Origin of the sequence: Protofrankia sp. Cr1 (assembly GCF_963555865.1) — a bacterium.
Classification (GTDB): Bacteria; Actinomycetota; Actinomycetes; order Frankiales; family Frankiaceae; genus Protofrankia.
Map to the genome: position 1 here is coordinate 3,913 of NZ_CAUVXO010000387.1, position 1,391 is coordinate 5,303.

Annotated in this window: 2 protein-coding genes and 1 pseudogene; all 3 read left to right on the top strand. The window is 73.0% G+C overall.

Annotated elements, in window-relative coordinates; genetic code table 11:
* A pseudogene (locus U9980_RS21970) lies at window positions 1-237 on the top strand (cyclase family protein); the annotation flags it as partial.
* The gene (locus U9980_RS21975) at window positions 237-1,253 is read left to right on the top strand and encodes an NAD(P)-dependent oxidoreductase (RefSeq protein ID WP_322769658.1); all 1,017 of its coding nucleotides are present in this window, start codon (window positions 237-239) and stop codon (window positions 1,251-1,253) included. The pseudogene U9980_RS21970 and the gene U9980_RS21975, both read left to right, overlap by 1 nt.
* A partial coding sequence (locus tag U9980_RS21980; protein ID WP_322769659.1) for an NAD(P)-binding domain-containing protein occupies window positions 1,250-1,391 on the top strand: 142 nt, incomplete at its 3' end. The genes U9980_RS21975 and U9980_RS21980, both read left to right, overlap by 4 nt.

Sequence of the window (1,391 nt, forward strand, 5' to 3'; positions counted from 1 at the left end):
CTGCTCGGCGGTGACGGCGACAGCGACGTACGCCCCTCGCCGGTCCTGGGGGTGCACTCGCCCGTGCACGCCCTGGCGCTCACGGCGCTGGGCATCCCCCTTTTGGACAACCTCGACCTGGAGGCCCTCTCGGTGGCCTGCGCCCGGACCGGACGGTACGAGTTCCTCCTCATCGTGGCGCCGCTCGTCGTCCCGCGCGGCACGGGGTCGCCAGTCAACCCGCTGGCGGTGCTGTGATGGCCTTCCGTGTGGGCGTCAGCCACGACTTCGTCAGCTCCGACCACCCGACCTCCTGGGGCGACATCGGGCTCGACCGGCTCGCCGCGGAGGGCATCGCCTGGGAGTTCCTACCGCCGGACAATGGCGTCCTCACGGCGGAGCACGTCGCCGGCTTCGACGCCGTCGTCTTCGGGACGCCGACGGTGACTGCCGCCACCGTCTCCGGCTCCACCCCGCCCCGGCTGCTCGCGCGGTTCGGAGTGGGCCTGGACGCCGTGGACGTCGACGCCTGCACGCGGGCCGGGGTCGCCGTCACGAACACTCCGGACGGCGCTCGCCGGGCGGTGGCGACGGCCGCTCTCACGCTCATCCTCGCGACGTTCCACCGGCTCGTGGACAAGAACGCCCTTGCCCGTCGTCCAGCGTGGGACGGCCGGCTGGACCTCATTGGCCAGGGGCTCACCGGCCGGACGGTCGGCGCGGTCGGCCTGGGCAACATCGCATCCGAACTCTTCGCGCTGATGGCTCCGTTCGCAACCGTCAACCTCGCTCACGACCCCTACCGCGATCCCCGGGAGGCGCGGGCCAGGGGAGTCGAGTTGACCGGCCTGGAGGACCTGTTCACCCGTAGTGACGTCGTCGTCGTCACCGCGGCGCTCACCGCGCAGACCCGCCACCTCGTCAACGCCGGCCTGCTGGCCCTGATGCGCCCGCGGGCCGTGCTGGTGAACGTCTCGCGGGGGCCGATCGTCGACACGGCGGCCCTCACCGAGGCTCTGGCCGCCGGACGCCTCTTTGGGGCCGGTCTGGACGTCACCGATCCGGAGCCGCTGCCCGTGGGGCATCCGCTGCTTGTGCTGCCCAACGTCGTCCTCGCCCCGCACGCCCTCGCGTGGACCGACGAGATGGCCCGCGGCAACGGAGCCAGTGTGGTCCAGGCCATCATCGACGTCCGTCAGGGCCGGGCGCCGCGCTACCTGGCCGACCGCGCCGTCCTCGACCACCCACGGCTGCGCGAGCGGGTGACAGCATGAACGTCGCCGTCCTCGGGCTGGGCCTTATGGGCCTGCCCATGGCGGCCAACCTCGCCCGGGCCGGCTTCGCGGTCCAGGCCTGGAATCGCGGTCCCCGTGAACTGCCCGACGTGGCAGGCCTGCGCCTGGCGGCCACCG

Excerpts from the sequence above, each read along its gene's own strand:
- U9980_RS21975 (WP_322769658.1), top strand. The coding sequence starts at position 237 with ATGGCCTTCCGTGTGGGCGTCAGCCACGACTTCGTCAGCTCCGACCAC.